This window comes from Pseudomonas sp. A125, assembly GCF_055409485.1.
In genome coordinates, this window is sequence record NZ_JBUZVP010000027.1 from 1 (window position 1) to 25,864 (window position 25,864).

24 protein-coding genes are annotated in these 25,864 nt (G+C 61.6%); 6 read left to right on the forward strand and 18 right to left on the reverse strand.

The genetic code is table 11. The features are described from left to right. Positions 1–99: 99 nt before the first annotated feature. Genes ACZRN6_RS28090 through ACZRN6_RS28105 form a run of 4 tightly spaced genes read right to left on the reverse strand, consistent with a single transcriptional unit; the run spans position 100 to position 7,542 of the window. On the reverse strand, positions 100–2,319 hold the full coding sequence (locus tag ACZRN6_RS28090) for a glycoside hydrolase (RefSeq protein WP_464009344.1): 2,220 nt from the start codon (positions 2,317–2,319) through the stop codon (positions 100–102). 2 nt (positions 2,320–2,321) lie between these two features. After that, positions 2,322–5,375: an efflux RND transporter permease subunit gene (locus ACZRN6_RS28095; protein ID WP_322142751.1), complete on the reverse strand. Its 3,054-nt coding sequence runs from the start codon at positions 5,373–5,375 to the stop codon at positions 2,322–2,324. Continuing rightward, entirely contained in the window at positions 5,372–6,442 is a 1,071-nt protein-coding gene (locus tag ACZRN6_RS28100; protein WP_322142750.1) for an efflux RND transporter periplasmic adaptor subunit, read from the reverse strand. The genes ACZRN6_RS28095 and ACZRN6_RS28100 overlap by 4 nt, the downstream gene beginning before the upstream one ends. Next, entirely contained in the window at positions 6,439–7,542 is a 1,104-nt protein-coding gene (locus tag ACZRN6_RS28105) for an efflux RND transporter periplasmic adaptor subunit (protein WP_464009345.1), read from the reverse strand. The genes ACZRN6_RS28100 and ACZRN6_RS28105 overlap by 4 nt, the downstream gene beginning before the upstream one ends. Before the next feature lie 122 nt (positions 7,543–7,664). Here ACZRN6_RS28105 and ACZRN6_RS28110 point away from each other — a divergent pair, with 122 nt between their 5' ends. Further along, complete coding sequence (locus tag ACZRN6_RS28110; RefSeq protein WP_322142748.1) at positions 7,665–8,828, forward strand: AAA family ATPase; 1,164 nt, start codon at positions 7,665–7,667, stop codon at positions 8,826–8,828. 116 nt (positions 8,829–8,944) lie between these two features. Here ACZRN6_RS28110 and ACZRN6_RS28115 read toward each other — a convergent pair whose 3' ends face one another. The 11 genes from ACZRN6_RS28115 to ACZRN6_RS28165 all read right to left on the reverse strand — a co-directional run bounded on the left by ACZRN6_RS28115 (position 8,945) and on the right by ACZRN6_RS28165 (position 19,027). Then, positions 8,945–9,817, reverse strand: coding sequence for a transporter substrate-binding domain-containing protein (locus ACZRN6_RS28115; protein WP_464009346.1), 873 nt, complete (start codon positions 9,815–9,817; stop codon positions 8,945–8,947). Next, the gene (locus ACZRN6_RS28120) at positions 9,814–10,590 is read right to left on the reverse strand and encodes an amino acid ABC transporter ATP-binding protein (protein ID WP_322142746.1); all 777 of its coding nucleotides are present in this window, start codon (positions 10,588–10,590) and stop codon (positions 9,814–9,816) included. Before ACZRN6_RS28120 ends, ACZRN6_RS28115 begins: the two co-directional genes overlap by 4 nt. Next, on the reverse strand, positions 10,587–11,246 hold the full coding sequence (locus tag ACZRN6_RS28125) for an amino acid ABC transporter permease (RefSeq protein ID WP_464009347.1): 660 nt from the start codon (positions 11,244–11,246) through the stop codon (positions 10,587–10,589). Before ACZRN6_RS28125 ends, ACZRN6_RS28120 begins: the two co-directional genes overlap by 4 nt. Then, entirely contained in the window at positions 11,227–11,892 is a 666-nt protein-coding gene (locus ACZRN6_RS28130) for an amino acid ABC transporter permease (protein WP_322142744.1), read from the reverse strand. Before ACZRN6_RS28130 ends, ACZRN6_RS28125 begins: the two co-directional genes overlap by 20 nt. 497 nt (positions 11,893–12,389) lie before the next feature. Next, positions 12,390–13,172: a MetQ/NlpA family ABC transporter substrate-binding protein gene (locus ACZRN6_RS28135; RefSeq protein ID WP_063033612.1), complete on the reverse strand. Its 783-nt coding sequence runs from the start codon at positions 13,170–13,172 to the stop codon at positions 12,390–12,392. 232 nt (positions 13,173–13,404) lie between these two features. Continuing rightward, a complete protein-coding gene (locus ACZRN6_RS28140; RefSeq protein WP_322142743.1) occupies positions 13,405–14,325 on the reverse strand; it encodes a sigma 54-interacting transcriptional regulator in 921 nt (306 codons plus the stop codon). 48 nt (positions 14,326–14,373) lie between these two features. After that, positions 14,374–14,955, reverse strand: coding sequence for an alpha/beta hydrolase (locus ACZRN6_RS28145; RefSeq protein ID WP_464009348.1), 582 nt, complete (start codon positions 14,953–14,955; stop codon positions 14,374–14,376). A gap of 996 nt (positions 14,956–15,951) precedes the next feature. Beyond that, positions 15,952–16,353: an ExbD/TolR family protein gene (locus ACZRN6_RS28150; RefSeq protein ID WP_003218118.1), complete on the reverse strand. Its 402-nt coding sequence runs from the start codon at positions 16,351–16,353 to the stop codon at positions 15,952–15,954. Position 16,354: 1 nt separating this feature from the next. Continuing rightward, positions 16,355–17,080, reverse strand: a complete 726-nt coding sequence (locus ACZRN6_RS28155; RefSeq protein WP_088424038.1) for a MotA/TolQ/ExbB proton channel family protein — start codon at positions 17,078–17,080, stop codon at positions 16,355–16,357. A 51-nt stretch (positions 17,081–17,131) separates the two neighbouring features. Then, positions 17,132–17,935 carry an energy transducer TonB gene (locus ACZRN6_RS28160; protein WP_464009349.1) on the reverse strand — a complete coding sequence of 268 codons (804 nt, stop codon included), beginning with the start codon at positions 17,933–17,935 and terminating at the stop codon, positions 17,132–17,134. A gap of 240 nt (positions 17,936–18,175) precedes the next feature. Continuing rightward, positions 18,176–19,027, reverse strand: a complete 852-nt coding sequence (locus tag ACZRN6_RS28165; RefSeq protein ID WP_464009350.1) for a LysR family transcriptional regulator — start codon at positions 19,025–19,027, stop codon at positions 18,176–18,178. 106 nt (positions 19,028–19,133) lie between these two features. On the opposite strand from ACZRN6_RS28165, the gene ACZRN6_RS28170 reads away from it, so the two are divergent. The 3 genes from ACZRN6_RS28170 (at position 19,134) to ACZRN6_RS28180 (ending at position 21,791) form a co-directional block, all read left to right on the forward strand. Then, complete coding sequence (locus ACZRN6_RS28170; RefSeq protein ID WP_464009351.1) at positions 19,134–19,595, forward strand: nucleoside deaminase; 462 nt, start codon at positions 19,134–19,136, stop codon at positions 19,593–19,595. Then, positions 19,582–20,781: a CynX/NimT family MFS transporter gene (locus tag ACZRN6_RS28175; protein ID WP_464009352.1), complete on the forward strand. Its 1,200-nt coding sequence runs from the start codon at positions 19,582–19,584 to the stop codon at positions 20,779–20,781. The genes ACZRN6_RS28170 and ACZRN6_RS28175 overlap by 14 nt, the downstream gene beginning before the upstream one ends. 74 nt (positions 20,782–20,855) lie before the next feature. Beyond that, positions 20,856–21,791 carry a LysR family transcriptional regulator gene (locus ACZRN6_RS28180; RefSeq protein ID WP_464009353.1) on the forward strand — a complete coding sequence of 312 codons (936 nt, stop codon included), beginning with the start codon at positions 20,856–20,858 and terminating at the stop codon, positions 21,789–21,791. Here the strand turns inward: ACZRN6_RS28180 and ACZRN6_RS28185 are convergent. After that, the gene (locus ACZRN6_RS28185; RefSeq protein ID WP_464009354.1) at positions 21,773–22,819 is read right to left on the reverse strand and encodes a fatty acid desaturase; all 1,047 of its coding nucleotides are present in this window, start codon (positions 22,817–22,819) and stop codon (positions 21,773–21,775) included. The two genes, ACZRN6_RS28180 and ACZRN6_RS28185, sit on opposite strands and share 19 nt — an antisense overlap. A gap of 101 nt (positions 22,820–22,920) precedes the next feature. On the opposite strand from ACZRN6_RS28185, the gene ACZRN6_RS28190 reads away from it, so the two are divergent. Then, positions 22,921–23,925, forward strand: coding sequence for an AraC family transcriptional regulator (locus ACZRN6_RS28190; protein WP_464009355.1), 1,005 nt, complete (start codon positions 22,921–22,923; stop codon positions 23,923–23,925). A gap of 146 nt (positions 23,926–24,071) precedes the next feature. On the opposite strand, the gene ACZRN6_RS28195 is transcribed toward ACZRN6_RS28190, so the two are convergent. Together ACZRN6_RS28195 and ACZRN6_RS28200 are read right to left on the reverse strand one after the other, a co-directional pair. Beyond that, the gene (locus ACZRN6_RS28195) at positions 24,072–24,437 is read right to left on the reverse strand and encodes a response regulator transcription factor (protein ID WP_322142735.1); all 366 of its coding nucleotides are present in this window, start codon (positions 24,435–24,437) and stop codon (positions 24,072–24,074) included. 38 nt (positions 24,438–24,475) lie between these two features. Further along, on the reverse strand, positions 24,476–25,162 hold the full coding sequence (locus ACZRN6_RS28200; protein WP_322142734.1) for a Crp/Fnr family transcriptional regulator: 687 nt from the start codon (positions 25,160–25,162) through the stop codon (positions 24,476–24,478). Between the two features lie 82 nt (positions 25,163–25,244). On the opposite strand from ACZRN6_RS28200, the gene ACZRN6_RS28205 reads away from it, so the two are divergent. Beyond that, a complete protein-coding gene (locus ACZRN6_RS28205; protein ID WP_322142733.1) occupies positions 25,245–25,769 on the forward strand; it encodes an Mpo1 family 2-hydroxy fatty acid dioxygenase in 525 nt (174 codons plus the stop codon). Positions 25,770–25,864: the final 95 nt, after the last annotated feature.

A 25,864-nucleotide genomic window follows, 5' to 3' on the forward strand; every position in this document is an offset into this window, starting at 1 on the left:
ACCCCCCGTAGCAGCTGTCGAGCCCTGGCGAGGCTGCGTCAGGCGCACCTCGGTCACCGTGCCTGGCTCAAACTCGGCAGCGCGGCCAACGCAGCCTCGCTAGGGCTCGACAGCTGCTACGGAATAAATTGTGGGTGATGCGCCGGATATGAACGCCGTTACGCTGCTCGCCGCATAACCTTCTCTCACCTCCCCGGAAAAATTCGCCACCAACCGCGTCCCATCGGCAAACGTGGTCTGCTGCACCTGTTTATCTTCCGTCAACCAGCGAAAATCGGTCATCGCCTGAGTCGCCAACCGCTCATGCAGCGGCCGGAAGAATCCATCCTGGCGCTGAATCACCGGCAAGCGCTGCTTCACCGTCGCCGCACTCAGGTGATACAGCGGCGGCACGTTGTAGAGCAGTTGCGTCAGTTCATTCTCGCGCCGCACATTGCTCAGTTTCAGGCTGTCGAATAGCCAGTGGTGCGTGGTGATAACCGAGCCGTGGAACACCGCCTGATACAACGGCAGGCGCATCGCCGGGTCGAAATAAACCGTGCGAAACGGCTCCTTCAACGGCACCGACTTGAAGAACACCGCCGGCTGTTCCGGCGGGTACCAGGCGCCAACGAAGTACGGCGACTGCTTGTCCTTAGTCATCTGCCGATCACCCCAGCCCAGCACCGGCGTTTGCATGCCGTGGGCAAACAGAATGCCCCGTGCGGTAATCGCATTACCGTCCTCCGAGCCTGCCGGCAACTTGAGCACGCTACTGATCCAGTGGGACGCGTCGATATTGCCTTCGGCATTCTGTGCCTGGGTCATGCTGGCGCCGGTGCGATAACTGTCGAACAGCATGCTGGTGGCGTAGGCGTCGAGGAACCACGCGTTGAACCCGGATTTGGCTTGCACCGCCTGGACCCGCGCTTCCAGCAACGGTCGCACGCAGCGCGGGTCGGTGTAGTGGCCAGACTTCTGGAAACCGGTCTTGAGCTGGCCACCCTTCAATACGATCGCGCACTCGCGGTAGGCCTTGCTGCCCAGGTGTGCGGTGATCCAGTCGGGGTTTTCAGTGGCAGACAGCGCCGTTTCATAAGAGTCGTAGGGCGCCATCAAGTAACCGGCGTCCACCCCGGCCTTGACCGCTTCAGGATGCCAAAGCCCGCCTTCCCAGCCTTCGCCCTGGGTTACCAGCAGCCGTTTGAGGCCGGCGTCTTTCAACGCGTTGGAGACCGACAAGGTGTTGCCCCAGGTCTGCGGCGTGGCGCTCAAGGCGCCGGCAAAGGCCACGGCCAACTCGCTGCGCAGTGCCCCATAGCCCTCAGCGAGTGCGGTCATGCCCGGCTCGGTGGAGCGCTGCCAGCCCTGCCGGGCTTTTTTGTTGATTGCTGCGTTCAATCCCCGCAGGAGCACGGCTTGCTCATACGGTTGCTTGACCTGCCGGACCTGCGCAGCCTCTTTGTCCAGCACGCCATTCAATTGCGCCGCCAGCCCTTTGCCGCTGCGCAGCAATTTGAGCAGTTGCGGCCAATCGCGCACATCCTCCGGGGCCAGCAGGTCGTTGCCCCACAGGTAGATATGGCTGGCACCCAGCAATTTTCCCGCTTCCGGGGTTTGCTGCAGTTTGTCCGCCAGCGACTCATAACGCCCCTGTGCTACCAGCCACTGGCGATAACGCTTGGCGCCGGCCAGCGGGTCGCTTTCGCCCAGGTGCAACAGCAGGGTCATCGGTGCCGCAGGGTCCAGCGTGGTGAACTCATGGGCCGCGGATAACGCCAACCCCGCACCATCTGCCCGCCAGTGCAGGCGGTTATTGTAGGGGTTGGTCATCAGCCAGTTAAGGCTGAACGTGCCGTGATCAACCCCCCACAGCGGCAGGCTGAGGTCTTGCGTGGTGTTGACGTCGCCCTGCTCCAGCAGGAATTTTTGCCATACGCCATTGCCGGCCGGCACGTAATGCCCCTCGGCCAGGGGCCAGATCAGGCCGCGGCCCATCGCGCTGGCCGGCTGTCGCAAGATCGCCAACTCACCGGCACCACGGGCGGTGATCGTCAGGGCCAGGTCGCGTTGATCAAGGGTAGCGCTCAGGCGATAAGCCCCATCGTCCCATTGCCAGCTGGCGTGTTTGGCGCTTTGCGTCAGTTGGCCAACCGTGTGCGCGTCGACTCCATCGCTGGCTTGCACGGCATCGTGGTCAGCAGGCTTGGCACGAATCGCCAGGGTGGCCGGGTCGAGCTCGATGCGCCACAGGTTGTTTTCCAGTACGGTCGTGGCGCCCGCAAGGGGCGATAAAACCAGGCTGCCAATCAGCAGCCCGTGGCGCAACCAGTGGGTCATATTCAGGCCTGTTCGTGCTTCGGCTCCCGAATCTTGTACCAGGCCACATACAGCGCCGGCAAAAACAGCAGCGTCAGCAACGTCGCAATGATTATGCCGCCGATCATCGCATAAGCCATCGGGCCCCAGAACACCTCCCGGGCGATAGGGATCATGCCCAGGCTGGCCGCCGCCGCGGTCAGCAGGATTGGCCGGCGCCGGTGTTCGGTGGCTTCCACCACCGCATCCCACGGCGTGTAGCCGTCGCGTTCGTAGGCGTCGATCTGCGTCACCAGGATCACCGAGTTGCGAATGATGATGCCGATCAACGCGAGAATCCCCAGGATCGCCACAAAGCCCATGGGCGTACCCGTGGGAATCAGCGCCAGTACCACGCCAATCAGCCCCAGCGGCGCAACGCTGGCCACCAGGAACATCTTCTGCACACTGTGCAGCTGGATCATCAGGAAGGTCGCCATCAAGAACAGCATCAGCGGCACCACCTTGGCGATCGGGCCCTGGGCCTTGCCGCTTTCTTCCACGGTGCCGCCGGTGGCGACCTTGTAGCCCACCGGCAACCCAGCACTGAACTTGTCGATGTCCGGCTTGAGCTGTTTCACCAGGTCGGTCGGTTGCATGTCGTCGCGTACCGCCGCCTTGATGGTGATGGTCGGTTTGCGATCCCGGCGCCACACCAACGGCTGTTCAAGCTCATAGCGCACGGTGGCGAATGCCAGCAGCGGAATCGAGGTGCCGTTGGGCGTGACGATCTGCAGGTTCTGCAAAGTCTCCGGCGTACCGCGCTCGGCATCTTCGGCGCGGCCGACGACGTTGATCAGGTAGATATCGTCATGCACCTGGGTCACCGACGCACCACTGACCACGCTGTTCATCAACTGCGCCACGTCTTCCGACGACAGCCCCAGTTGCCGCGCCTTGTCCTGGGCGATGTCCACCCGCAGGACTTTGCCCGGCTCGTTCCAGTCGTAGATGATCTCGCCCATGTGGGTGTTCTTATCGAGCATCGTCGCCAGTTCGATCGCGTGTTTGCGCACCTGGTCGATGTCCTTGCCAGACACCCGGTACTGGATCGGACGCCCCACCGGCGGGCCCATTTCCAGTGGCTGCACAAAGCTGCCGACGCCGACAAAATCTTCCCGCAGGCGTTTTTGCAGGCGCGCAATCAGCGCGCCACGCTCTTCCAGGCCCTTGCTGACAATCACCAACTGCGCGTAGTACGGGTTCTCCAGTTGCTGGTCCAGCGGCAGGTAGAAACGGATCGCGCCCTGGCCGATGTAGGTGCTCCAGCGCGCGATGTCCGGGTCGTCCTTGATGATCGCTTCAAGGCGGTCGACGGCCTTGCGGGTCTCGTTGATCGAGGCGTTTTGCGGCAGGTTCAGGTCGACGAGGATTTCCGGACGGTCCGAAGACGGGAAAAACTGGTTCTGCACGAACTGCATGGAAAACACCGACGCCACGAACAACAGCACGGTAATGCCGATGGCCCACCAGCGGTTGCGCATGGCCCAGAGCATGCCGCCATTGAAGGCCCGGCCCACCCGGCCCGGCTCGGCGCTGTGGGGTTTGACCTTGCTGCTGAGGATATGCACCCCCAGCACCGGCGCGAACAATACGGCGACCACCCACGACACCAGCATCGCCACGGCAATCACCGCGAACAAGGTGAAGGTGTATTCACCCGCCGAACTGGCGTTAAGGCCGATCGGTACAAAACCGGCGACGGTTACCAGCGTGCCGGTCAACATCGGGAACGCCGTGGAGGTATAGGCAAAGGTTGCCGCCTGCTCCTTGGTTTCGCCTTTTTCCAGGCGTGTGATCATCATCTCCACGGTGATCATCGCGTCGTCCACCAACAGGCCGAGGGCGATGATCAACGCACCCAGCGACACCCGTTGCATGGTGATGCCGCTGTATTCCATAAACACAAATACCAGCGCCAGCACCAACGGAATCGAACACGCCACCACCAAGCCCGCGCGCACACCGAGGCTGATAAAGCTCACCACCAGCACGATGATCACCGCTTCAAACAGCGCACTGGTGAAGCCGCCCACGGCCTCTTCCACCACTTCGGCCTGGTCGGACACCTTGTGCACGCCCACACCCACCGGCAGGTCGGCCGTCAGCTCATCCATGCGTTTGTGCAGGGCCTTGCCGAAGTCCTGGATGTTGCCGCCCTTTTGCATGGCGATGGCCAAGCCGATGGCAGGCTTGCCGTTGAACCGGAACATCGGCGTCGACGGGTCGACATAGCCACGGGTGATTTGCGCCACATCCGCCAGTCGATAAAAACGGTCGTTGAGCCGCAGGTTGACGTTGGCCAGGTCCTTCTCCGAGGCGAACTGCCCGGAGGTGCGCACCGAAATCCGCTCCGGCCCGGCCTCGATCACCCCGGCCGGCGTCACCGCATTCTGCGATTGCAGGCTTTGCACCACCTGGCGCTGATCAATCCCCAGCGCCGCAAGTTTGCGGGTGGAGAAGTTCAGGTAAATCACTTCGTCCTGCTGGCCGATCATCTCGACCTTGCCCAACCCCGGCACCGAACGAATCTCGGCGCGCGCTTGCTCGACGTAATCGCGCAACTGGCGCATCGACAAGCCATCGGCGGTAAACGCATACACCGAGCCGAACACATCACCGAACTCGTCGTTGAACGATGGCCCCTGCAATCCCTGGGGAAAGCTGCCGCGGATGTCGTCGATTTTCTTGCGTACCTGGTACCAGATCTCCGGGATCGCCTTGGCACTGGTGGTGTCCCGCAGGAACACAAACACCGTGGACTCACCCGGCCGGGTGTAGCTTTTTACGTAGTCGAGGGAGTCGAGCTCTTCGAGTTTTTTCTCGATGCGGTCGGTGACCTGCTTGAGGGTTTCTTCCTGGGTCGCGCCGGGCCAGCGGGTTTGGATCACCATGGTCTTGATGGTGAAAGACGGGTCTTCCTCGCGGCCAAGGTTCATGTACGAGAACACGCCCATCAACAGCGCGACGAACATCAGGTACCAGACGAAGGACTGATGCTTGAGGGCCCAGTCGGATAAGTTGAAGCTCCCTTTCATCGCGGGCTGTCCTCGTCGATTTTGACTTTTTGCCCAGGCTTCAGGCTGTTCACACCGGCACTCACCACGCGCTCGCCGGGTTTGACGCCGGCGTTGAGCAAGGCGCTGTCGGCGTCACGGCTGACGATGCTGACATCACGCGGTTGCACGGTCTGGCTTTGGGTGTCGATAACCCAGATGCGGGTCTTGCCGTCGGCTTCCTGCAAGGCGCTCAGGGGCAGCTCGATGCGCGGGGCGATGGCCGAACTCAGGGTCACGCTGATGGCGGTGCCGAGGCGAAACGCGGGCGGCGTTTCGGCCAGGGTCAGGCGCGCACGTCGGGTGCGGGTCGCGCTTTGGGCCTGGGGTTCGATCTCACGCACGGTGGCGGTGGTGCTGACGGTTGGGTCCATTTGCCCGGCGACCAGGAACACCACGTCGGGTGGCAGGCGCTCGGCGAGACCCGCAGGCAAATCGATGACGGCCTCCTTGATGTCCGGACGCGCCAGGGTCACCACTTGCTGCCCGGCGGCAACCACCTGGCCGGCCTCGGCATTCCAGGCGGTGACGATGCCCGCATGGTCGGTACGCAGCTCGCTGTAGTTGAGCTGGTCCTTGGCCTGGTTGACCGAGGCCTTGGCTTGGTCAAGGGAGGCCTGGGTGGTTTTAAGGTCCGTCTGGGCGATGTCCAGTTGGGCCTGGGCGCCGACGCCCCGGCTGAACAACTCTTGTTGTCGACGTGCGTTGGCCTGGGCGTTGATCCACTGGGCCTCAACACGGGCCAGGTCGCCCTGGGCGGCACGCAACTGGTTCTGTTGATCGGTGGGGTCGAGCACGGCCAGCAACGCGCCCTGCTCCACTTCAGCGCCCACGTCGACCGCGCGCCGGGCGATACGGCCGGGCACACGGAAACCGAGGTTGCTTTCATAACGGGCCTGGATGGTACCGGCGAAGCGGCCGAGGTTTTCCTGGTCTTCGGATTTCACTTCAATCGACAGTACCGGGCGCACCGGTTCCGGCGCCGGTTCTTCCTTGGAGCACGCCATCAACAGCAGGCTGGCGGCAAGCATACACGTCAGCCGCTTCATGGCTGCACCCCTTGGGCCTGGGCCTGATCCGGCGGCTGGGCGATTTCCACGAGCATGCCGGGGTGCAGCAATTGCCCGCCGGCCACCACGACTTTTTCGCCACCCTTGAGGCCGTCGCTGATGATCACCTTGCCGGTTAGATAGCGCGCCACGGTGACCTTGTGCAGCTGCGCCTTGCCGTCGCCGTCAATCAACCAAACTGCCGGCGCACTGATGTCTTTGGTCAACGCGGCCCACGGCAACTCGATACTGGCCTTGGCCGGGCCATTGGCGGTGGCGCTGACCACCGAGCCCAATTGCATGCCCTTGGGCAGTGCATCGAGGGCGATCTTGACTTGCACCGTGCCGGTATTCGCAGCCACGGCCGGGGTGACTTCGCGCACCTTGCCCACGGCGGTAATCTGCGGGTTTTCCAGCAGGCTGACGGTGATCGGTTTGTCCGGTGGCGGCTCCACCAGCAGTGATTCATAGACGTTGAACACCGCGTCGCGCTCGCCATCCCGGGCCAGGCTGAAAATCGGCACGGTGGCCTGCACCACCTGGCCCACCTCGGCCTGGCGCGCGGTGATGATGCCCGGCGCATCGGCGATCAGCGAGGTATAGCCCAACTGTTCACGGGCGTTGGCCAACTGCGCCTGGGCGGCGGTCAGCGCGCTTTGGCTGCTGCGCAACGCGGCTTGGGCGGAGTCGTATTCGCTGCGGCTGGTGTAGCCCTTAGGCAGGAGTTTCTCCTGGCGCACAAACGCGGCAGCGGTCTGTTTGACCCGCGCCTGCTCGGCGACCACCTGGGCCTGGGCGGAATCGACATTGGTCTGTAAGTCTTTCGGATCGAGCTTGGCCAACACCTGCCTGGCGCTGACGCGGTCACCGACATCCACCATGCGCTGGATGATCTTGCCGCCCACGCGGAATGACAGATCGGTCTGCACCCGCGCCTGGATATCGCCGGTCAAGGTCACGGCGGCCGCAAAGTCGGAAGACTTCACGGTCTGCACAAACACCCGGGAATGTTCTTTGGGTTCGGCTTTTTCCTGGCCGCAACCGCTCAACAGCGCCAGCAGGCCAAGGCCGAGGATAAATGTGGAGGTGGGACCGCCCATGCAGGCTCCTTTTGCGTGATGCCGCCGTGCCAGTGTCTATGCGACTGTGAGCTTAGAACAGGGTTCCTTATCTGCATGGAGAATCCCATACTCCAATGGTTCCCACGCCGATAATTTTTCCCATGCTCAAGACCCTCGCGGTGGCCAATTACCGCTCAATCAACAAATTGGTGGTGCCGCTGGATCGGTTGAACCTGATCACCGGCCCCAATGGCAGCGGCAAGTCCAACCTGTATCGCGCCCTGCGGTTGCTGGCGGAGACGGCCCAGGGCGGGGTGATCAACGCATTGGCCCGTGAGGGCGGGCTGGATTCAACCTTCTGGGCCGGGCCGGAAAACATCAGCCGGCGCATGCTCAATGGCGAGGTGGCGGTGGAGGCGAGCGTGTCGAAGGGAGCCAAGCGCTTGCGCCTGGGGTTTGCCGGGGAAGATTTCAGCTATGCGATCTCTCTCGGGTTGCCGGAGCCCGACAAACAGTCGTTCTTTACCCTGGACCCGCAGATCAAGAAGGAATGCATCTGGGCCGGCCACGTGTACCGCCCGGCGAGCCTGCTGGTACAGCGCTCCGGCCCGATGGTGCGAGCCCGGGATGGCCGCGCCTGGGATGTATTGGCCCAGCACACGCCGGACTACCACAGCCTGTTCGATCAGGTCGGCAGCCTGCGGGGTTCGCCGGAAGTGCTGCTGCTGCGCGAAAGCATTCGCGGCTGGCGCTTTTATGATCACTTTCGCAGCGACGTCGACGCCCCGGTGCGCCAACCGCAACTGGGCACGCGTACGCCGGTGTTGCATCACGACGGTCGGGACCTGGCAGCGGCGTTGCAGACCATCCGCGAGATTGGCGACCCCGAGGCATTGCAGCGGGCGATCAGCGATGCGTTTCCCGGGGCACGGTTGAATATCACGCCCTTGCAGGGTGGCCGCTTTGCCATCGAATTTTATCAGGAAGGGTTGCTGCGGCCATTGTCGGCGGCAGAGTTGTCGGACGGAACCTTGCGCTATCTGCTGCTGGTGGCGGCGCTGCTGACGCCGAGGCCGCCAACGATGATGGTACTCAACGAACCGGAAACCAGTTTGCACCCGGACCTGTTGCCGGCGTTGGCGCGTTTGATCATCCAGGTGTCGCAGCAGTGTCAGGTGTGGGTGGTGTCGCATGCCAGCCGCTTGATTGCGGCGTTGCAGCAGGATCACGGGTGCAACTCGATTGTGCTGGAGAAGGTGATGGGGCAGACGCAGGTGGTGGGGCAGCGGGTGCTGGATGAGCCGGCGTGGCATTGGCCGAGTTAGGCGGTGCCTGACATGGCCTCATCGCGGGCAAGCCCCCTCCCACATTTTGATTTGTGAATACATTCAAAGGTGGGAGCTGGCTTGCCTGCGATAGCGGTAGAACAGTTACCGCATAGTCAACCCTGCCACTTGCCGCCTTCAACAATCACGCTTTCCGGCTTGGTGTCATCGCTCAGTTCCTTGCGAACATACTGGTCATACAGCTTGAGCAAATACTTCTCTTCGCCCAGCTTGGCCAACTCGGTATTCACCCAGTCACGCAGTTCGATGTTGCCCTTCTTCACCGCCGGCGCAATCGGCGCTTCATCGCCCAATTTTTGCTCCAGCACACGGTAGCCCGGGTTCTGCTTGGCCCAGCTGAACAACACCAGGTTGTCTTGCGCATACGCATCACCACGGCCGGCCGACAGCGCTTGCAGCGACTCGGAGTTTTTCTCGAACTTCAGCAGTTTCCAGTCCGGGTGGTTCTTGGTCAGCCAGATATCAGCCGTGGTGCCGGTGGTGACGATGGTGGTGCGGGTCGCCAGGTCGTCCAGGTTTTTCACTTCGCTGGTGTTGGCCACCAGTGCCTGCACCGCCACTTTCAGGTTGGGGTTGGTGAAGTCCACCGCTTCCTTGCGCTCAGGTGTCACGGTCATGTTCGCGAGGATCAGGTCGACCTTGTCGCTTTGCAGGAACGGAATGCGGCTCGCCGGTTCCACCGCGACGAATTCAACCTTGTTCTCGTCGCCCAGCAGGTCCTTGGCAAAACGGCGGCCGATGTCGGTATCGAAGCCGACGTAGCGACCGGACTCGTCCACAAAACCAAACGGCGGCTTGTCGGTAAATACGCCGACGATCAGCTTGTCCCGCGCCTTGATCTTGTCGATGTAGCTCACCGCAGCCGGAGCCGGGGTGGCAGCAGCCGTCTTGGCGGGCTCTTCGGATTTGTTGCAGCCGGCCAGCAGAGCGAGGCCGAACAGGGGGAATAACAACGTGGCAGTTTTCATAGCAGCTCCAATTCCTTGGTTCTTTTGGGCAGTGTTGAAACGAAGGAGAACTTCTCCAGGAACTGCTGCGCGCGTGCGGTTTGCGGGTTCGTAAAGAATGCCTCAGGGGTGTTTTGTTCGAGGATGCGGCCGGCTTCCATAAACACCACGCGGTCGGCGACGGCGCGGGCGAAGGCCATTTCATGGGTGACGATCAGCAGGGTCATGCCGTCCCGGGCCAGGCCCTGGATCACTTCCAATACTTCCTTGACCATTTCCGGGTCGAGGGCGGCGGTGACTTCGTCAAACAGCATGACCTGTGGGTTCATGCACAACGAGCGGACGATGGCGATGCGTTGTTGCTGGCCGCCCGAGAGCTGGCGCGGGTAAGCGTCGCGTTTGTCGCAAAGGCCCACCCGCTCCAGCAGCTTTTCAGCCTGGGCACGGGCTTCGCGGGGCTCGCGTTTTTGTACTTTCAACGGGCCGAGCAAAATATTCTCGAGCACGCTCATGTGCGGGAACAGGTGGTAACTCTGGAACACCATGCCCACGTCCTGGCGTACCTGGCGCCAGTCGGTGGCCTTGTCCAGCAGCTCTTTACCGGCAAAACGCAGGCTGCCGCTGTGGGCCACTTCCAGGCCATTGAGGCAACGTAGCAAGGTGCTTTTGCCGCAGCCGCTGGGGCCGAGAATCACCACCACTTCGCCGCTTTGCACACTCAGGTCGATGCCCTTGAGCACCTGCTGGTCGCCGAAAAATTTATTGAAACCCTGGAACTCGATCAATGCGCTCATGCGTGGGCCCAGCGCCGTTCCAGCACCTTGGAGGCGGCCGACAACGGGTAGCAGATAAAGAAGAAAAACAGGAACAGCGCGCCGTAGATCAACACCGACTCGTAGGTGCGCTCGATGATTTGCTGGCCGACCTTGATCACGTCCACCACACCGATCAGCACCGCCAGCGAGCTGGTCTTGATAATGCGGGTGTAGACGTTGATGGTCGGCGGGGTCATGCGTTTCAGGGCCTGGGGCAGCAGCACGTAGCCGTACAGCTGCGGGTCCGACAGGCCAATCGACAGGCCGGCTTCACGCTGGCCGCGGGGCAACGAATGCAGGGCGCCGCGCACCACTTCGCCCACTTCACTGGCGCCCCACAGCGACAACACCAGCACCGCGCACCAGAAGCTTGGGATGCTCAGGCCGAAGAAAATCGGCAGGCCGAAGAACAGCAGGTACAACCACACCAGCACCGGGATGGCGCGGAACAGCTCCAGGTAAATGCGCAGCACCAGGTTGATGGCTTTCGAATTCAGCGTGCGCAATACGCCATACACCACGCCACCAACGGTGCTGAAGGCGATGCTCAAGAATGAGATCGACAGGGTTTGCGCAGCGCCCTTGCCCAGTTGCGGCAACGACACCCAGAGTAATTCAAGACCCGAACTGGCCATGCTGGAGCCTCCTTTCAAGGCGGTTGAGCAGCAGCGACAGCGGCAGGAATAACAGCACGCAGATCAGCGTCAGCACGGCGAGCATTTCGTAGGTTTTGTAGTAGAGGGCGATGTAGCTTTTGGTGGTGTAGAGAATCTCTGGCACCGCCACGGCTGACACGATCGTGGTTTCCTTGAGCAGGAAAATGAAGTTCGCAAACAGTGCCGGCAGGCTGAGGATCCCGGCCTGGGGCAGGATCACATGACGCAGTAGCTGCCAGTGGGACAGGCCGATGGACTTGCCCGACTCGATCTGTGCCAGCGGCACCGCCTCGACACCGGCGCGCAGCACTTCGGTGAGGTAGGCGCCGCCAAGAAAGGTCATGGTGATGATCGCCGCCCAGAACCCGGAGATATTCAGCCCCAGGGCCGGCAACGCGAAGTAGACGAAAAACAGCTGGATCAGCAGCGGTGTGTTGCGCGCCAGCTCGACGTACAGCGCCACCAGGCGCCACACGTAAGGCGTGCGAAATACCAGCAGCGCGGCGTTGATCAAGGCCACCAGCATGGAGGTGCCAATGGCGATCAAGCCGACTTGCAAGGTCACGCCCACGGCCTTGAGAAACGCCGGCAGCGTGCTGAGGATAAATGCGTAATCGAAGGTCATCTCAAATCCCTGACGCCACAAGGGTAATGCGGCGTTGGTGCGGTCCGGTTCAGCGTGGGTAACGCTGAGTAGCGCCGACTTTAAAGGTATAAAAAATAAAATTTAAATACCGAAATAGCATATTGATATCACCCAAATAGATAACCTGCGGATTCGCGGTGCAGGCGGATGACAGCTACTGTTCTGCGCAAGGTAGGAACATTCTGTTTATCGGTGCTGCACTACAGGGATGAGCGGCGCAAGGCCAGACTGAAGGCCAATCACAAGCGAGGGAATCAGCGATGACAGAGGCAAAACCGATTGATCCGCAGGAACTGGTGAAGTGGCTGGTGGCGTTGCGCAGGGCCATTAACAGTCGAAATATCTGAGCTGACACAGTCCCAATGGGGGAGCTGGCTTGCCTGCTCCCACAGTTTTGACCGCATTCCAACCATAAAAAACGCCGACGCTGTAGAAGCCGTCGGCGTTTAAACCTTGAAGGAGGTTTTGGGGCTCGATCAGAACGCCGGCACGACAGCGCCGTTGTATTTCTTCTCGATGAAGGCTTTGACTTCAGGGCTGGTCAGGGCTTTGGCCAGCTTCTGGATCGCATCGCTGTCCTTGTTGTCCGGGCGGGCAACCAGGAAGTTCACGTACGGCGACTTGGCGTCTTCGATGATCAACGCGTCCTTGGCCGGGTTCAGGCCAGCTTCCAGGGCGTAGTTGGTGTTGATCAGGTCCAGGTCAACCTGGTCCAGGACACGTGGCAGCAGGGCCGATTCCAGCTCTTTGAATTTCAGGTTTTTGGGGTTGCTGGCGATGTCTTTCGGCGTGGCCAGGGCGTTGGTTGGATCTTTCAGGGTGATCACGCCAGCTTTCTGCAGCAGCAGCAGGGCACGGCCGGAGTTGCTGCCTTCGTTCGGGATGGCCACGGTGGCGCCATCTTTGAGCTCAGAGATATTTTTGATTTTTTTCGAGTAACCGCCGAAGGGTTCTACGTGCACACCGACCACGGTGACCAGGTTGGTGCCTTTACCCTTGTTGAAGTTTTCCAGGTACGGCAGGGTCTGGAAGTAGTTGGCGTCCAGACGCTTCTCGGCAACCTGCACGTTTGGCTGTACGTAGTCGGTGAAGACTTTGATTTCCAGGTCCACGCCTTCTTTGGCCAGGGTCGGCTTGACCAGCTCAAGGATCTCGGCGTGCGGGATCGGCGTAGCGGCTACCACCAGTTTCTCGTTGGCCTGGGCGAAGCTTGCAGTCAGGGCAGCCGCCAGTGCGGTAAACAACAGAACCTTTTTCATGCAGTGTCCTTATCGAAAATCCGGGTCGTCTCTGACGGCCGCTTTTTAGTTGAGTGCCAGCGAAGTGCTATCGCGGCGTGAAGCGGACAATACCGAGGTTTTTTATTCCAGAACAATACTTTTTATTCACTTTGATATTCCATTTTGTTCATGTAGGAGCCCGGCTTGCCGGCGATGGCGGTCTTGAGCCTTGCGATGCTCCTGAGGACGCCATCTCCGGCAAGCCGGGCTCCTACAAAACAGCGTGTTCTTTCAGATAGCTTTTCAGGGCTTCAACCTCGGCAGCGCTGGCGTGGCCAAGAATTCGCCGCACCTGCTCCACAGGCGAACCCGCCACGGGCAGGTTCAAATGCGCCGGCAAAATCTCGTCGCCACTGCTGACCAGCAGGGCAAAGTGAATCACGTTCTCCAACTCCCGCGTGTTCCCCGGCCAGCTGTGATGCTCCAGTACGCGTTGGGCTTCGTCGCTGATCAGCGGTACCGGCAAGTCGAGGCGCTGGCTATAGATGCCGAGGAAATACTCGGCCAGTGACAGAATGTCGCCCACCCGCTCGCGCAGTGCCGGCAGCTCCAGCTGGCCTTCGCTTAGGTAATGAAACAAGCGCTCGTGAAACTTGCCGGCCGCCACGGCCTGGGCGAGGTCGATGCTGGTGGCGGCCACCAGCCGCACATCGACCGGGCTTGGCTGATGGGCACCGACACGGGTGACTTCGTGGTTTTCCAACGCCGCCAGGAGTTTGACCTGGATTGGCAACGGCAAGTCGCCGATTTCATCCAGGTACAGCGTGCCGCCGTTGGCCGAGCCGAACCAGCCGGCGCGGCTGCTGGCTGCGCCGCTGTGGGCGCCTGCGGCATAGCCGAACAATTCGGCGTCGGCGTAAGTCGGGCTGATGGCGCCGCAATTGACCGAGACAAACAAGCCGGTGCGGTCGCTGCCACGGTGGATGTGACGCGCGAGCAATTCCTTGCCGCTGCCGGTTTCGCCACGGATCAGCACGGGCAAGGCGCGGGGGGCGAGGTTTTCGAGGTCTTCACGCAGTTGGCGCGAACGCGGGTCGACAAACACCAGCGCCTTGGCGCGAATGCTCAGGGGGCTTTTTTCGGCGTCGGGGAAGGTCAACAGTGGCTGACCGAAGGTTTCATGCAGGCTCATGGCAGACTCCCGCCCCATCCACGAAGGGGAAGGGGCGTTTAAAAAATTTTATGCACGGCGCCGGGAGTGATGTTCCAGGCGATTTTGCAGGCGGTAGAGGTAGGCGAAGCCTTGTTCCCAGCGTTGATGGCCGGACTTCACATTGATGTGCCCGGCACCCGCGAGAATTCCCGATTCGGCGCCCCAGTTACGTGCCAGTTCCAGCGCACGAGGTGCGCTGACGGCGCTGTCGTTGTCGGAGCTGACGACCTGGCTTGGGAACGGCAACAGGTGGTTGGGGATTGGCGCGAAATTACGCAGGGCGGGGGCGCAGGCGGGGCGTTCGACATCTGCCGGGGCCACCAGCAAGGCGCCGCGGACCTGACGCAGAAACTGCACTGGGGCGGTGGCGGCCCAATGGGCAACGGTGATGCAGCCCAGGCTGTGGGCAATCAGAATTACCGGGGTGCTGTCGGCGGCGATGGCTTCGGCCAGTGCCGCCACCCAGTCTTCACGGCGTGGGGTGAGCCAGTCGGCCTGCTCCACGCGGGCGCTGTTGGGCAGGCTGTTCTGCCAATGACTTTGCCAATGATCTTCTGGCGATCCTTGCCAGCCCGGCACGATCAGATAACGAATCGACTCGCTGTGCATGGGTGTGCCCTCCTGCAGCGTTTAACGTTGTGGGTCAGTATAGGCACGGGGTATATATTCGTTAAGGAATAAGAAGCTATTTGTTAATAACCAAAATGACGGACTGAGGGAGGTGTGGGGGTTTAGGGTACATATCCGTTATTTAGGTAAGGGCTGCTATTGGTTCCGCTCTTACAGCGGGTCACTTTTGAAAAGCGCAAAAGTAACCAAAACGCTCTGCCCCGCCTGTCGGCACCTCGCCTAGGCTCGGTGTGCCCTCACTCCGGCATTGCTCCGCGGGCCGCCGCGACGGCCCGTCCCTGGCCCGTCGCGGCTAAACCGGCGTCCTGCCGGTTTACCCGCTCCTCAATCCCTGCGTTCGGCCTCGGGCTGAATGGGGCAGTCAGATCAAGATCAAAAGCAAGAGCACGGCGGCCTGAAAGCCGACCTGAGTGTTAAAAGCCAAGGCAAAAGCTGTAGGAGCTGGCTTGCCGGCGATGCAGGCGACTCGGTCTTTCAGATACACAGAGGCGATGCCATCGCAGGCAAGCCAGCTCCTACATTTGAACCGTGCCCCGGTGTCAGGGTAGTTGTCGTGCTCGCTGTTGATTTTGCTGTTGCTTTTAACACTCAAGCCGGCCTGTAGGCCGCTGTGTTCTTGATCTGCTTGTGATCTTGATCTTAGGCGCCCCGTTAAACCACGCTGGCCGAACGCAGGCTTTGGAGCGTGGGTAACCCGGCAGGACGCCGGGTTAGCCGTCCTGGGCCAGGGATGGCCCATGACGGCGGCCCACGCTCCAAAGCCGGAGTGAGGGCACACCGAGCCTAAGCGAGGTGCCGAGTGGTGGGGCAAGAGCGTTTTGCTTACTTTTGCGCTGTTCAAAAGTGAGCCGCTGTAAGAGCGGAACCCATATCAGCCATCACCCAAATAACGGATATGTACCCCCAACCCGCAGGCAAAAAAAAGGCCGCACCCTGCCAAGGAAACGGCCAAAAAAATTGTCGAGGCATTTGAAACTAACGCGCAGTAATCACCGACAGCTTGGTAATCCCCGCCCGTTCGATAGACGCCATGGCTCGCGCCACTTCGCCGTAGTTCACTCCATCGTCAGCCTGCAGTTGCACCCGAACATCCGGGTCCTTGGCCTTGGCCGACTGCAGGTTGAATTCCAGCAAATCAGGCTGGATTTCATCCTTGTTGATAAACAGTTTGCCGGCCGCATCAATACTCACCACCAGCGGGTCTTTCTGCTCCACCGGAGCCACCGCCTCAGTCTTGGGCAAGTTGATCGGAATCGCGTTGGTCAACAGCGGCGCGGTGACGATAAACACCACCAGCAGCACCAGCATCACGTCCACCAGCGGCGTGACGTTGATCTCGCTCAACACCTCATCACTGTCTTGCGTGGAGAAGGCCATCTCAGGACGCCTCCTTCACTTTTTGCGCGCCGCCCTGGGCACCCGCTTTGTTCAGCGTCGGGTGCAGCAGCACACGGAAGGAGTTCTTCTGCGCCAGGCTGTAGAAGTCGTGAGCGAAGTCATCAAGGTCAGCGGCGGTGAGTTTCAGACGACGCAGGAAGTAGTTGTAGACCAGCACCGCCGGTACTGCGACCGCAATACCCACGCCAGTGGCGACCAGCGCCGCACCGATCGGGCCAGCCACGGTTTCGAGGCTGGCGGAGCCGGCGGCGCTGATGCCCTTGAGGGCTTCCATGATGCCCCACACAGTGCCGAACAGGCCGATAAACGGCGAAGTGCTGCCGATACTCGCAACCACGGCCAGGCCGGTTTCCAGAGAACGACGCTCACGTACGATCTGTTGGCGCAGTGCTCGTTCGAGGCGGTCCTGGTGGTTGATCGCCTGGCTCAAGTCAGCGGCATGGGGCGCCTCACCGACCTGGATCGCGGCGTAACCGGCCTGGGCCACACGGGCAGCCGCGCCGGGCCTGGTTTCAGCGAGTTCGGCGGCCGAGTCCAGACTGGACGCGGCCCAAAACTGTTTGTGGAACTTGCGATCCTGGGACTTGAGGCGGCCGAACTGCACGCCCTTGAGCAGGGCCAAGCCCCAGGTGGCGACCGAAAAGACCACCAGCAGCCAGATGACCGCGCTTTCGATGGATTCAGTTGGAGATGCTAATGCCATGATGTTTCCCCTCTGTGCAGGTCGCGATGTGTCCAACACACCGCCTCCCAATAATTAATGAATCTTGAAATCGATCGGTACGCTGACCCAGCCGTCCTGGGCCACATCGCCCTGCTTGGCCGGTACAAAACTCCAGCGCTTCACGGCAGCCAACGCGGCTTCGTCGAGTTGCTGGCGACCACTGCTTTTCTGAATCTGGATCTCACCCGGCTTGCCGGTGGCCAATACATGCACCCGCAACAACACCGTGCCTTCCCAACCCCGGCGCTGGGCCAGTGACGGGTATTCGGGCGCCGGGTTCTTCAGGTAGGCGGCGTTGGCCGAGGCCGGTGTGACTGGCGCTGGTGCAGGCGGTGCTGGTGCCGGCGGCGCTGGTACCGGCGGCGCGGGCGGCTGCTCGGCGACAGGCTTGGGCGCCGGCTTGGGCACGGTTTTTTGTACCGGCTTGGGTTTCGGAATCTTTTTCGGCGCCGGCTTGGCGGCCAACTCATCGACCACCGGTGGCGGTGGCTCCACAACAGGTGGCGGCGGTGGCGGCGGCACGGGGGGTGGCGGCTCTACAACCGGCGGGGCCGGCTGGGAAAACTCGATCGTCATTGGCGGGATTTCCGGCGGCACAATCGGCAACGCCGGGGTTGGCTTCTGGCTGACCCAATAGATCACCGCACCATGCAAGGCCAACGCGAGAATCCCCAACAGGATCGCTTCACGCCGGCTTAACACACCCTTGGGGGTTTTCTGCGTACGCAACTGCCCCAACGGCGCGCGATGCGGCCGGCCAAGGTCGACCAACTCACCACCCGGTGCCTGGCGCCACTGCGCCTCTTGTGCACTGGCGGCGGTCTGGACATTGCCCATTGATTAACTCCCCTGCGGTCTTAAGCAAAAAAACCGACGGGCCTGCCTTGGCGGCCGTCGAGGGCTGAATCATCGGGGCCAGACGCTTATCTCTTAAAGTAACCTTTAAAGTTATACATAGATCCAAATTGAATAAACGAAACATCCAGATACGCCGAGGCCACGTCCTGCGCGGCCTGGCGCCGAGGGGCAAAATCCGAATGCTTTTAAGGCATACAAAATATTCACTGAAGGCATGAATCAGCGAGGATTACCGGCACATAAATCCAGCAATTGATGCAACAACGCCTGCCCCGCCGCGCCCAGGCCATTACGGCCATACAGCGCCAGCCGCACGCCCTGCACTGCCGGCAAACCGCTGTCTGTGCCCAACACCACATGCCCGGGCTGCACCACCCGCACCGGCAGTAAGCTGATGCCGAGCCCCGCCGCCACCGCCGAACATACGCTGGCCAGGCTCGCGCTGGAGTAACCGATGCGCCAGCGCCAGCCGCCCACCTCCAGGTGATGCAGCATTTCATTGCGGTACAGGCCGCCTGCGGGGAATGCCACCAGCGGCAGCGGATCACGCGCCAGGGACGGCGCGCTGCGGCTGTCGACCCAGCACAACGGCTCCGGCCAGGAGGCCAGGCAGTCATCGCTGTTGCCCATTTGCTTGACCAGCAGCACGTCGAATTCACCGCCGCGATAATCGCGCAGCAACTCCGGGCCCAACCCGCTGGTGACCTCCAGGCGCACCCGTGGATAAGCCTGCACAAACGCCGACAGCAGCGGCATCAAGCGTTCAGCTGCAAAATCCTCGGGCACCGCCAGGCGCAACACGCCGTCGCTCTGCTGATTGATCAGCACATCGGCAGCCTCTTCGTGCAGCGCCAGAATGCGCCGCGCGTAGGCCAGCAAGCGTTCGCCCTCGACCGTGGCCACCACGCGGCGCTGGTCGCGGTCCAGCACCTGGCTGCCCAAGGCGTCTTCGAGGCGGCGGATCTGCTGGCTGACCGTGGACTGGGTCAAATGCAGGCGTTCGGCGGCGCGGGTGAAATTGCCGCAATCGACGACGGCGACAAAGCTGCGCAATAACACGGGATCGAACATGGGTATCACCATTGCATTTGCCACTGATTGGCATGGTTATATTTAATTTCAGAATACCCTTGTGGCTGCCCATACTTCACGCCTCATTGCGCACGAGGGGTTTGGCATGACTGACGATCAACGGCATCTGCATCAGGCGGTGCAACTGGCCCAGGCCAACGTAGCCGCTGGAGGCCGCCCGTTTGGTGCGGTCCTGGTGCGCGACGGCGAGGTGCTGGCGGAGGCCGTCAACGAAATCCACCTCAGCCAGGACCCGACCGCCCACGCCGAAATGCTCGCCATCCGCGCTGCCAGTCAACAACTGGGCCCGCGCCTGGAAGGCTGCGTGATCTACGCCAGCGGCCAACCCTGCCCGATGTGCCTGAGTGCGATGTACCTGTGCGGCGTGTCCCGCGTGGTATTCGCTGCCAGCAATGAAGTGGCGACGCCCTTTGGCCTGTCAACAGCGGCGATTTACCAGCAAGTGGCGTTGCCACTGGCGGAGCAAAAATTGCCTGTGCAGCACTTGCCGCAAGCGGCGATGCAGACCCTTTACGCGCAATGGCACGCCCTGCATGACACTGAATAATTCGTTCGCCGGCAAACTCGCCGGCTGGGGCTTGCTGGTGGTGCTGGGCCTGAACCTGCGGCCGATCCTCAGTTCCATCAGCCCGCTGCTCGGGGAGATCCGCCTGGCCACCGGTCTGAGCTTTCAGAGCAGCGCCCTGCTCACCAGCCTGCCGGTGATTTGCATGGGCCTGGTGGCGCTGGTGGGCGTGCGCCTGGAGGCAAAGCTGGGGGAACGTCGCGGGATCGCCCTGGGGTTGATGATGATTCTGCTGGCGTGCCTCGCGCGCTGGCTGTTTGGCCAGGCGTCGGCGCTGCTGGCCACCGCATTGTTCGGCGGCGCGGGTGTGGCGCTGATCCAGGCGTTGGTGCCAGCGATGATCAAGCGTCAGTTTCACCAGCGTGTGCCGTTGGCAATGGGGGTTTATTCGGCGGCGCTGATGGGCGGAGGTGGTTTGGCGGCGTTGTTAAGCCCGTTGGTGGCAGGGCATTTCCAGCATTGGCAAGCCGGCCTCGGGATCTGGCTGCTACCGGCACTGGGAGCGTTGTTGCTGTGGGCGTGGCTGCCATTGGGCGCGGCGAAAAACCCGCAGGTGACGGCGCCGTTCCAGGGCCTGCGCAACCGTCGGGCGTGGTTGTTGGCGCTGTATTTCGGCCTGGTGAATTGCGGCTACATGAGCATGGTCGCGTGGCTGCCGGCCTACTATCAGCAACTGGGCTGGGACGTGCTGCCCAGTGGTTCACTGCTGGCGTTCATGACGATCTTCCAGGTGATCGCCGCGCTGTTGATGCCAGCACTGGCGCAACGAGGCATTGATCGTCGACCGTTATTGAGCATCAGCCTGCTGGCCCAGACCGCGGGCTATATCGGCCTGCTGACAGCCCCGCTGCAATTCCCGCACTTGTGGGTGGCGCTGATCGGTTTTGGCCTGGGTGCGTGTTTTGCCCTGAGCCTGCTGCTGACCCTGGATCACCGCCGCGACCCTCGGGAAGCCGGCCAGTTGGCGGCGTTCGTCCAGGGCGTGGGCTTTTTGATCAACGCTATCTCACCCTGGCTGACCGGCTGGCTGCGGGAGCAGACCGGCAGTTTCGTCAGCGCCTGGCTAGTGCTGACGCTGACGGTGGTGGCGATGCTGATACTCACGCGGGTATTCAGCCCCGCGACTTATCGTACCGGCTCTATAGATATGCATTTTGAGTCTAGATAAAGCAATAAAGCTTCGTTGACGGAATAAGTAAGGCTATTAGAATCCCGGTTCCCTCCAGGACGCCGGGAAGCCCCATGGACCTTCGCCAACTGCGCTACTTCATCGCTTTGAACGAGTACCGCAGTTTCGTGCGCGCCGCCGACGCCATGGGCATTACCCAGCCAGCGTTCAGCCGCAGTATCCAAAGCCTGGAACAAGCGTTCGGTTGCATACTGGTGGACCGAGCGCACAAGGACCTGCGCCCTACCCCCGAAGGCCAGGTGGTGTTGCAACACGCATTGTCACTGGTACAGGGCGCGGCGCGCCTGAGCCATGAAGTCACGCGCATGACCAAGCTCGACGCCGGCGAATTGCCCTTTGGCTGCGATGCAGTGGCGGCGGTGAACCTGGTACCCGAAGCGATCGCGCAATTTGTCGGCGCCCATCCCAGAATACGCTGCGGTTTACAGGTGGATAACTGGGAAAAACTCGGCCGCAGTTTAAGCCGCGAGGAGATCGAGTTTTTCGTCGCGGATGTGCGCCACTTCGAGGCCGATCCGAACTTCCAGACCCAAGCCCTGACACCCCGGCGCAATGTGTTTTTTTGCCGCGCCGGGCATCCGCTGCTGGCCAAGGACAGCCTCTCCACAAACGACTTGTTTGACTACCCATTGGCTACGCCCCTGATAGCTGCGGGGGTACGCAAGCTGCTGGCCAACCTGAGCGGGCGTATCGACTTTTCTCCCGCTATTGAGCTTGAGCAGTTTGCGGCGCTGGCAGCCATTGTGCGCCGCTCCAATGCAATTGGGCTGGGGGCGCAAGAGGCGTTTTCCAACGAATTTGCCAACGGTGAGCTGGCCGTATTGCATTGGCGTAATGTGCCCCACAGCCTCGACAGCTTGAACAATCGCTGCGGGATCGTCAGCCGCACCGGCTTTCGATTGTCACCGGCGGCCAAGGCGATGATTGAGACGCTGGTGCAGGTGGATAAGCAAACACTGGAGGTTGCCATTCAACTCGCCACAGTGTGAGGTTTGAAGCGGTTAGCCCGGGCAAAGGTGCCGAAGTCATTGAAGCGCACGCCCATTTCAGCCATCACCTTGTGCGCCGTTTTCACCGTCATTTGGCGAATGTAGAACGGTTCCTTGACCACGAAATGATGAATCCCGTGGGTGCTGCCGAAGTTGAAGCAGAACGCCTGCAACGGCCACAGCCACCAAGGGTTGAGCACCTGGGTTTGCTGGACCACATTGCCCGGCTCGATATCACCGTAGTAGTGCATGTTGGAGCTGACAAAGTGCAGGCAGAAGGTACGCAGCACATTGGGGCCGATGATCACCACCGCAGCGATGTCGATGACGTGCATCACCGCCAACGTATTCGCTGACCAGTCGATCGGCGCGCCCAGCAGGCTGGCAATGCCGTTGATGGCATGGAAGCCGAGAAACACATACCACGCGCCCCAATGCAGCAACGCCAGCGGTGCGTAGACCAGCGCCGTGCGCTTGAGAATGCTCAACTTGTGCTTCCAGGACGGTGCGCGCAGCACCCGGATCAGCGCCGACATGATGTTGTCGCCGACCATCAGCAACCGCGCCAGGCCCCACGGTTCACCGTTGGTAATCGCCCGCTCCTCAATGTCGGTTTCAGTGCCGGACACCTTGTGGTGGTTGAGGTGGATATGGCGGCGCACCCAAGGGTTGATGGTGCTGGGCCGAGCCAGCCACACCAGGCCCATCATCAGATTGTGAGGCAGGCGCTGCTTGCGAAAGTACATGCTGTGGATCAGGTCGTGCTCCAGCTCGTGGGTCAATGAGGCGAGGAACGCATTGAGCAGCAGGCACGCCCACCACGCCATGTGCCCGGTGATATAGAGCGCCGCCGAACCCAGCATGCCCACCAGCGCAAAGGCCAGGATGCCCGCGCCCAACGCGTCCTGATGCAGCAGCCACGGATGGCGCTGGCGCAATAACAGGCCCTCGGCAAGTACCACTTCACGAATATGCGCTGAACGCTGTAGTGCGTTCATCTGCTGGGGACTTGCACAAGTACCTTGCATGCTTCCATCCTCTTGTTTATTGATGCGTACATCCTGCCCTATGCGATCTGGCGGGACGCTAGCCCCACACGCCAACCTGTTGACCGCAAGCGCCAATCAACATGACCGAACCGACCTCCCTCGCCAGTTGGACCCGCGCCCTGCGCAAGCAGCTCGACGTGCTGGGCCTCGACAGCGCGGCGCTGTGCGTGCAGGCCGGGCTCGACCCACAGCTGATGGATGACCCCAACGCGCGCTATCCGTTGTCCGCTACCACGCGCCTGTGGGAACTGGCGGTGCAGGCCAGTGGCGATCCGGCGATTGGCCTGCGGGTGTCGCGGTATGTCAGCCCCACCACCTTTCATGCGCTGGGTTACGCGCTGGTGGCCAGCGCCAGCCTGCGGGAAGTGTTCGAACGGATCGTGCGCTATCACCAGGTGGTCAGCGACGCCCTGAGCCTGGAACTTAGCCGGGAGGGCGAGCGTTACCACTTTCGCTTGCAACAGCCTGCCGGCACGTCTGCGCCCGCGTTTGAAGCGATCGATGCGTTTGCCGCGATTTATGTGCGAACCTGCCGTAATCGGCTGGGCCGGGAATACGCGCCGCTGGCGGTGTACCTGCGCCGGCCCGAGCCGGCCGACCCCAAGCCGTGGCACACGGTGTTTCGCGCGCCAGTGTTTTTCGCCGCCGATGAGGACCGTTTGGAGTTTGCCGCCCAGGACTTTGACAGTCACTTGGATGACGCCAATCCAGAGTTGGCCGAACACAATGAAACCGTGCTTAAACGCACCTTGGCGCAATTGCGACCGCTGACCTGGGAGCGCAAGGTGCGTTCTGCCATCGAGGCACAGTTACCCGACGGTGAACCGAGCGCCGAGCGGATCGCCCAGGCGTTGCATTTGAGTTTGCGCAGCTTGCAGCGCCACCTGGCCGATGAGGGATGCCGGTTTGATGCGCTGCTGAATGAATGCCGGGAGAACCTGGCGTTGCTGCGTCTGCGCGATCCCGGATGTTCGCTGGCGCAGATCAGTCATTTGTTGGGGTTTGCCGATACCAGCAGTTTTAACCGGGCGTTCAAGCGTTGGACGGGGCTGACGCCCGGGCAGTTTCGGGATGGGTTGAAGTAGCTGGAGCTGGAGTTGCAGTGGGGGCCTCATCGCGGGCAAGCCCGGCTCCCACAGTTGACCGAGTGGTCTTGGGCAACTGTGATCAAGTGTGGGAGCCGGGCTTGCCCGCGATGGCGATGGCCCAGGCACTACAAGCGCCAGATCAGTCAGCGCCCCCGATCGCGGCGCAACACCTTCTTCACCCGTGCCACCAAGGCCCGGGCCTCAAACGGCTTGAGCAAATAATCATCCTCGTGCAATTCCAACCCACGCAGCCGGTCTTCAATCCCGTCGGGCGTGGTCAGGAACAGCATCGGCGTCTCGCCTTTCAGCCGAATCGCCTGTTGCAGCTTCCAGGCATTCAGCCCCGGCAGCATCACATCCAGGATCACCAGGTCGTATTCGGTGCTTTCCACAAAGCGCAGGGCCGCCATGCCATTGGCCGCCACCTCCACCGTGTAACTGGCCTCCTCAAGACTGCGGCCCATCGACTCGGCCGCCTCTGACTCGTGTTCCACTAGCAGGACGCGCATAACACACCTCGAATAATCGTGAGCGCAGGCTAACACCCTCAGGCGTGCGCCGCCTCGCGCAAACGCTGCGGGTCGAGGATTTCGATCTCGCCATAGCCCAGGCGCACGATGCCCTGGCCTTGCAGGTCCTTGAGCAACGCGTTGGTGGTCTGGCGCGACAGGCTCAACATCGCAGCGAGGTCTTCCTGGGGCAGTTGCAGCACCTGCCGCGCCTGCTCGATGTCGCCGTAGCCTTCGGCGATCATCAACAAGCGGTGTGCCACCCGCACCGACGCCGGCATCAGGCTCAATTGCTCGATATTGATAAAGGTCAGGCGCAGCTTCTGGCTCATCAACAAGGCCATGTCGCGCCAGTAACGCGGCGCGTCATCGAGGATCTGCAGCAACGCCACATGGGGCACCTGCAACAGCGTGCAAGGCCCGACAGCGCAGGCGTCGTGGGTGCGGGGCAACCCGTCGAACAGGGAAATCTCGCCGAACCAGTACGGCAACTCCGCCAGACTCAACACCGCTTCCTTGCCCTGCTCGTTCACCGCACTGATGCGCAGGGAGCCTTCCAGCACCGCGTACAACCCGCACGGTGGGTCGCCGCGCTTGAACAGGTACTGCCCCGCCGTCAGCTGCCGCAGCCGGGCGCTGGCCAGCAAGCTATTCTGTAAGTCAGCAGGCAGGTGGCTGTACCAGTGACCGGTGGCCAGCCGTGGGTGCCATTTCTCTACATCCATGAGAACTCCGAGATTGTCGGCCAACTGACAGTCTGCCGCAGGCCTACAGGGCATGATCAAACATCCTACAGGAGGAATAACAATGAAAAGCCTCGTCGACCACCTCAGTCAATACGCCGCCTACCACCGTGACCCACGCAATATCGCCAGCCACTTTATCGGCATTCCGCTGATTGTGGTGGCGGTGGCCGTGCTGCTGTCACGCCCCGAATGGACAGTGGCCGGGTTGTGGCTATCGCCGGCCGTAGTGGTGGCGCTGCTCTCGGCGTGGTTCTACCTGCGCCTGGAATTTGCCCTCGGTGTGCTGATGACGGTCCTGATGGGCCTGTCGGTGTGGGCCGGGCATGTGTTGGCAGCGCAAAGTACGCTGGTGTGGCTGGGCAGCGGCATCGGCCTGTTCGTGGTGGGCTGGGTGATCCAGTTTGTGGGGCATTACTACGAGGGCAAAAAACCGGCGTTTGTCGATGACGTGTCCGGGCTGATCGTAGGGCCGTTGTTTGTGGTGGCGGAGTTGGCGTTTCTGCTGGGGCTGCGGCATGACCTCAAGCAGCAGATTGAAGAGCGCTCGGGGCCGGTGGCCGTGCGGCACAAGAACGCCACGGCCTGACAAGCAACACAAACTCAATGTGGGAACCGGTTTTCTGTGGGAGCTGGCTTGCCTGCTCCCACACAAGCCAGCTCCCACATTGGGTTTTGCAGTGT